6 protein-coding genes and 1 pseudogene are annotated in these 5,990 nt (G+C 72.7%); 6 read left to right on the top strand and 1 reads right to left on the bottom strand.

Features of this window, described 5'->3' with window-relative positions:
* The 6 genes from JWP64_RS22990 to dapB form a co-directional block, all read left to right on the top strand.
* A partial coding sequence (locus tag JWP64_RS22990; RefSeq protein WP_297500741.1) for a hypothetical protein occupies window positions 1-182 on the top strand: 182 nt, incomplete at its 5' end.
* Window positions 183-368: 186 nt separating this feature from the next.
* Window positions 369-638 carry a 30S ribosomal protein S15 gene (gene rpsO / locus JWP64_RS22985; RefSeq protein WP_297500738.1) on the top strand — a complete coding sequence of 90 codons (270 nt, stop codon included), beginning with the start codon at window positions 369-371 and terminating at the stop codon, window positions 636-638.
* 219 nt (window positions 639-857) lie between these two features.
* Complete coding sequence (locus tag JWP64_RS22980) at window positions 858-3,095, top strand: polyribonucleotide nucleotidyltransferase (RefSeq protein ID WP_297500735.1); 2,238 nt, start codon at window positions 858-860, stop codon at window positions 3,093-3,095.
* A 7-nt stretch (window positions 3,096-3,102) separates the two neighbouring features.
* On the top strand, window positions 3,103-4,443 hold the full coding sequence (locus JWP64_RS22975; protein ID WP_297500732.1) for a pitrilysin family protein: 1,341 nt from the start codon (window positions 3,103-3,105) through the stop codon (window positions 4,441-4,443).
* A 2-nt stretch (window positions 4,444-4,445) separates the two neighbouring features.
* Window positions 4,446-4,922: a DUF456 domain-containing protein gene (locus JWP64_RS22970; RefSeq protein ID WP_297500729.1), complete on the top strand. Its 477-nt coding sequence runs from the start codon at window positions 4,446-4,448 to the stop codon at window positions 4,920-4,922.
* A 96-nt stretch (window positions 4,923-5,018) separates the two neighbouring features.
* Window positions 5,019-5,777, top strand: coding sequence for a 4-hydroxy-tetrahydrodipicolinate reductase (dapB, locus tag JWP64_RS22965; protein WP_297500726.1), 759 nt, complete (start codon window positions 5,019-5,021; stop codon window positions 5,775-5,777).
* Between the two features lie 30 nt (window positions 5,778-5,807).
* On the opposite strand, the pseudogene JWP64_RS22960 reads toward dapB, so the two are convergent.
* A pseudogene (locus tag JWP64_RS22960) lies at window positions 5,808-5,990 on the bottom strand (GNAT family N-acetyltransferase); the annotation flags it as partial.

Raw genomic sequence — 5,990 nt, 5'->3', positions numbered from 1 at the left:
CCCGGCCCGCCGCCGGTGCGGCGGACGCGCTCAGGGCGGTGGCGGCCCCGGCCCGGCTCGTGGCCGCCGCCGCGGCCCTCGCGTCGTCGTTTCCCGAGCTCGCGGAGGTGCTGCGGCAGGCGGCCGGCCTGCCCCGGACCCCGCACCCGAGCCGCCGTCCGTCGCCGCGTCAGGCCCGCTGACCGGCCCCTTTCGGGTACGTGACCGCGGCCGGCCGGAGCCTCACTGGTAGCCTGGTTCGCAGGGTCCGGCTGCAGTCCGTGGCGGCCGAGACCGTCCCCCCGCCCCGTACGCGGCGCGCCGCTCAGCGGTGCACGTGAGGCCCGGGAGCGGGACCCACGGACTTCATCACAAGAGGAGTACCACCAGTGGCTCTCGACGCCGCACAGAAGAAGACGATCCTCGCCGACTACGGCGTCCACGAGGGGGACACCGGGTCCCCCGAGGCCCAGGTCGCGCTGCTCACCAAGCGCATCAGCGACCTGACCGAGCACCTCAAGCAGCACAAGCACGACCACCACTCCCGGCGCGGACTGCTGCTCATGGTGGGTCGCCGCCGTCGCCTGCTCAAGTACCTGGCGTCGGTCGACGTCGCGCGCTACCGGTCGCTCATCGAGCGGCTCGGCCTGCGCCGCTGATCCGTCCCGGTCCCCCGGGGTGAACCAGCCCCGGGGGACCGGCCAGCACAACTCCATCCGCACACGCCATCGCGTCCGGCACATGATCCGCCGGTCCTCGGTAGTGGCTCCCGGAACCGACGAGAAGCAGGTCCGGGGGCTTCGATCGAAGACCGGCTCCGCGGAGGATCCGCCCGGCAGGTGGCAGTGCTCATCCCATCCGAGGAGAGACACCACTTCATGACCGATCCCATCGAGATCGACGGCGTGCACGAGAGCACCGCCGTCATCGACAACGGTTCCTTCGGGACCCGCACGATCCGGTTCGAGACCGGGCGCCTCGCGCGCCAGGCCGCCGGGTCCGTCGTCGCCTACCTGGACGACGAGACCATGCTGCTGTCCGCCACCACGGCGTCGAAGCAGCCCAAGGAGCACTTCGACTTCTTTCCGCTCACGGTGGACGTCGAAGAGCGCATGTACGCCATCGGCAAGATCCCCGGCTCGTTCTTCCGCCGGGAGGGCCGCCCGGGTACCGACGCGGTCCTGACCTGCCGGCTGATCGACCGGCCGCTGCGCCCGTCGTTCGTCGACGGCCTGCGCAACGAGATCCAGATCGTCGTCACGGTCCTCTCGCTGGACCCGCAGGACCCCTACGACGCGCTGGCGATCAACGCCGCGTCGGCGTCCACGCAGCTCTCCGGTCTCCCGTTCTCCGGGCCGATCGGCGGCGTCCGCGTCGCCCTGATCGACGGCCAGTGGATCGCGTTCCCGCAGCACGAGGACCTGCAGCGGGCCGTCTTCGACATGGTCGTCGCCGGCCGCGTCGTCGGTGACGACGTCGCCATCATGATGGTCGAGGCCGAGGCCACGACCGAGACCAACGAGCTCGTCGCGGCCGGTGCCCAGGCGCCGACCGAGTCCGTCGTGGCCGCGGGCCTGGAGGCGGCCAAGCCGTTCATCCGCAGCCTGTGCATCGCGCAGCAGCAGCTCGCCGACGTCGCCGCCAAGCCGGTGCGCGAGTACCCGACGTACCCGGCCTACCAGCCGGACGCGTTCGAGGCCGTCGAGGCCGCTGCCTCCGACGACCTGGCCGCCGCGCTGACCATCGGCCCGAAGCAGGAGCGCGAGGCCAAGCTCGACGAGATCAAGCTCCACGTCCTCGAGCAGCTCGGACCGAAGTTCGAGGGTCGCGAGAAGGAGCTCGGCGCCGCGTTCCGGTCGCTGAACAAGAAGCTGGTCCGCCAACGGATCCTGCGCGACAAGGTGCGCATCGACGGCCGTGGGCTCACCGACATCCGGCCGCTCTCGGCCGAGGTCGAGGTCGTCCCGCGGGCGCACGGCTCGGCGCTGTTCGAGCGCGGCGAGACCCAGATCATGGGCGTCACCACGCTGAACATGCTCCGCATGGAGCAGCAGATCGACTCGCTCGGTCCGGAGACGCACAAGCGCTACCTGCACCACTACAACTTCCCGCCGTACTCGACCGGTGAGACCGGCCGGGTCGGGTCGCCGAAGCGCCGCGAGATCGGCCACGGCGCGCTGGCGGAGCGGGCCCTGCTGCCCGTGCTGCCCACGCGCGAGGAGTTCCCGTACGCGATCCGCCAGGTGTCCGAGGCCCTCAGCTCCAACGGGTCGACGTCCATGGGCTCGGTCTGCGCGTCCACGATGGCGCTGCTCAACGCCGGCGTGCCGCTCAAGGCGCCGGTCGCGGGCATCGCGATGGGCCTCGTGTCCGACACGGTCGACGGCACCACGCAGTACGTCGCGCTGACGGACATCCTGGGCGCCGAGGACGCGTTCGGCGACATGGACTTCAAGGTCGCCGGCACGCCCGAGTTCGTCACGGCCCTGCAGCTGGACACCAAGCTGGACGGCATCCCGTCGGAGGTCCTCGCGGCAGCCCTGTCGCAGGCCAAGGACGCCCGGATGACCATCCTCGAGGTGCTCGGCGAGGCCATCGACGGCCCGGACGAGATGAGCCCATACGCGCCGCGGGTCACCGCGGTCAAGGTCCCGGTCGACAAGATCGGCGAGGTCATCGGCCCGAAGGGCAAGATGATCAACTCGATCACCGAGAAGACCGGCGCGGACATCTCGATCGAGGACGACGGCACCATCTACGTCGGTGCCGCCGACGGGCCCTCCGCGGAGGAGGCGATCGCCATGATCAACGCGATCGCCAACCCGCAGCTGCCCAAGATCGGCGAGCGATTCCTGGGCACGGTCGTCAAGACCGCCGCCTTCGGCGCGTTCGTCTCGCTGGTTCCCGGCAAGGACGGCCTGGTCCACATCTCGAAGCTGGGCTCCGGGAAGCGGATCAACAAGGTCGAGGACGTCGCCAAGGTCGGCGACAAGATGCGCGTCGAGGTCACCGACATCGACAACCGCGGCAAGATCAGCCTCATCCCGGTCCAGGAGGAGGGCGCCGCGAGCGACGCCCCCGCCGAGACCACGGAGCCGGAGACGGCCGAGGTCTGATTCCTTCGTGAACCACCGCACCACCACTGGGACGGCGGCACCGGATTCCGGTGCCGCCGTCCCGGCGGTTTCCCGCACCGACCTGCCGGGCGGCATCCGGGTGCTCACCGAGCGCGTCCCGGGCGTCCGCTCCGTCGCGCTCGGCATCTGGATCGCGATCGGCTCCCGCGACGAGAACCCGGACCAGGCCGGGGCCGCGCACTACCTGGAACACCTGCTCTTCAAGGGCACCGGGCGGCGCACCGCCACCGGGATCGCCGAGGAGATGGACGCGGTCGGCGGCGAGCTGAACGCGTTCACCGCCAAGGAGCACACCTGCTACTACGCGCACGTCCTGGACGAGGACGTGCCGATGGCGCTGGACGTCCTCGCGGACGTCGTCACCAACGCCGAGCTCGCGCACACGGACGTCGAGCTGGAGCGCGGGGTGGTCCTCGAGGAGATCGCCATGCGCGACGACGACCCCGAGGACCTGCTCGGCGAGCTCTTCGACGAGACCCTGTTCGACGAGCACCCGCTCGGTCTGCCCATCGTCGGCTCCGAGGAGTCGATCCGCGGGATGAGCCGGGACACCCTCTTCGACTTCTGGCGCGGCGAGTACACGACGCCGCGGATGGTCGTCACGGCCGCCGGCAACCTCGACCACGCGCACGTCGCGGACCTGGCGGCGAAGGCCCTCGAGGACGCCGCGTCGCGCTTCCCGGCCGGCGCCCCCGTCACGCCCCGCTCCGGGACTCCCGGGCTGCTCAGGCCGCGGCGCGCCCTCGCCCTGCGCTCCGACGACTCCGAGCAGGGCCACCTGATGCTCGGCGTACCGGGGCTGAACCGGCACGATCCGCGGCGCGCGGTGCTGTCCGTGCTCAACAGCGCACTCGGCGGCGGCCTGAGCTCGCGGTTGTTCCAGGAGGTCCGGGAGCGGCGCGGGCTGGCCTACCAGGTCTACTCGTCGCACTCCTCCTACGCGGACGCCGGCGCGTTCAGCGTCTACGCGGGCTGCGCGCCGGAGCGGCTCGGCGAGGTGGTCGGGGTGGTCCGGGACGTGCTCGCGGGCGTCGCGGCGGACGGGCTGACCGAGGCCGAGGTCGTCCGGGCCAAGGGCTCGATGCGCGGCGGGCTGGTCCTCGGGCTGGAGGACACGGCGTCGCGGATGAACCGCCTGGGCCGCTCGGAGCTGGACCACGGCCGGCAGCGCTCGATCGCCGAGAGCCTCGAGCGGATCGAGGCGGTGACGCCGGAGCAGGTGTCCGCGCTCGCGACGGAACTGCTCGACGTGCCGCTCACGGCCGCGGTGGTCGGGCCGTACGACGACGAGTCGGAACTGCCCGGCGCGCTGCAGGACCTGGCCTGACGGTGCTGCTCACCGTGGCCTCCGGGCTGCTGATCGTCGTCGGGCTGGTCGGTGTCGTGGTGGCGGTGCTGCCCGGGCTGGTCCTCGTGCTCGCCGGCGTCGCACTCTGGGCAGTCCCGCGCGGCGACGCCGTGGGCTGGTGGGTCCTCGGGATCGCCGCGGCCCTGCTGGTGCTCGGCACCGTGGCGAAGTACCTGCTACCGGGCCGGGCGCTCAAGGAAGCCGGCGTCCCGAACCGGACCCTGCTGGCCGGCGGCGTCCTGGGCATCGTCGGGTTCTTCGTCGTCCCGGTCGTCGGGCTCTTCCTCGGGTTCGTGCTCGGCGTCTACCTCGCGGAGCTGGCACGGTCGAAGGACCGCGGCGCCGCGTGGCCCTCGACCAGGCACGCGCTGCGGGCCGCCGGCTGGAGCATCGTGATCGAGCTCGCCGCGGGCCTGCTGATGGCGGCGACGTGGGTCGTGGGCCTGGTCGTGGGCTGAGCCGCGCGGCGTCGCACGCCTCCCGCCGGTCGTCCGCGGCACCCACCTAGGCTGGTCCGGCCAGCGGCGCAGGGAGCGCCGGGTGTGGAGGTGGGCGTGAGCGTGAGCGAGCCGATCCGGGTTGCGGTCCTGGGCGCGAAGGGCCGCATGGGCTCGGAGACGTGCGCGGCCGTGCGTGCGGCCGCGGACCTGGAGCTGGTGGCCGGGCTCGGCGCCGGGGACCCACTGTCCGCGCTGACGGACGCGGGCGCCCAGGTCGTCGTCGACTTCACGCGGCCCGCCGTCGTCATGCACAACCTGAGCTTCTGCCTCGAGCAGGGCATCGCCGCCGTCGTCGGCACCAGCGGTTTCGACGCCGAGCGGCTGGCGACGCTGCGCGGCTGGCTGGACGAGAAGCCCGGTTCGGCGGTGCTCGTCGCCCCGAACTTCGGGGTCGGCGCGGTGCTGTCGATGGCGTTCGCCGCGCAGGCCGCCAAGTTCTTCGAGTCCGTCGAGATCGTGGAGCTGCACCACGCCGGCAAGGTCGACGCACCGTCCGGCACCGCCGCCCGGACGGCCACGCTCGTCGCCGAGGCGCGCGCGGAGGCCGGGCTGGGACCGGTCCCGGACGCCACGACCAGCCAGCTCGACGGCGCGCGCGGCGCGGACGTCGACGGCATCCGCGTGCACTCCGTCCGGATGCCCGGGCTGGTCGCGCACCAGGAGGTCATCCTGGGCGGCGAGGGCGAGGTCATGACCATCCGGCACGACTCGATGAACCGCGCGTCCTTCATGCCCGGGGTGCTGCTGGCGGTCCGCGCCGTGCGGGACCGCCCTGGCCTCACCCTCGGCCTGGAGCCCCTCCTCGGCCTCTGAGCGTCGGCGGGACCGGGTTCGGGTACGCCGTCAGGATCCGGTGAGCACCAGATCCAGCGACCCCGAGCACCGCACCTCGCGCACCGTGCGCGTCCCCGTGTCGAGGATCCGGGCGGCCCCGTCCGGGGCCCAGCCGGCCCGGGCGTAGAAGCCGCGCGTCGCCGCGTCGGTCTCGGGGACCCAGGCCCGGCCGCGCGCCGACCCGGCCCCGCG

Origin of the sequence: Pseudonocardia sp. (assembly GCF_025465255.1) — a bacterium.
Taxonomy (GTDB): domain Bacteria; phylum Actinomycetota; class Actinomycetes; order Mycobacteriales; family Pseudonocardiaceae; genus Pseudonocardia.
This window is presented reverse-complemented; position numbering and strand designations above follow the sequence as displayed.

Bases quoted from the DNA above. Each gene is read 5' to 3' on its own strand.
- JWP64_RS22980 (WP_297500735.1), top strand. From the start codon at position 858: ATGACCGATCCCATCGAGATCGACGGCGTGCACGAGAGCACCGCCGTC.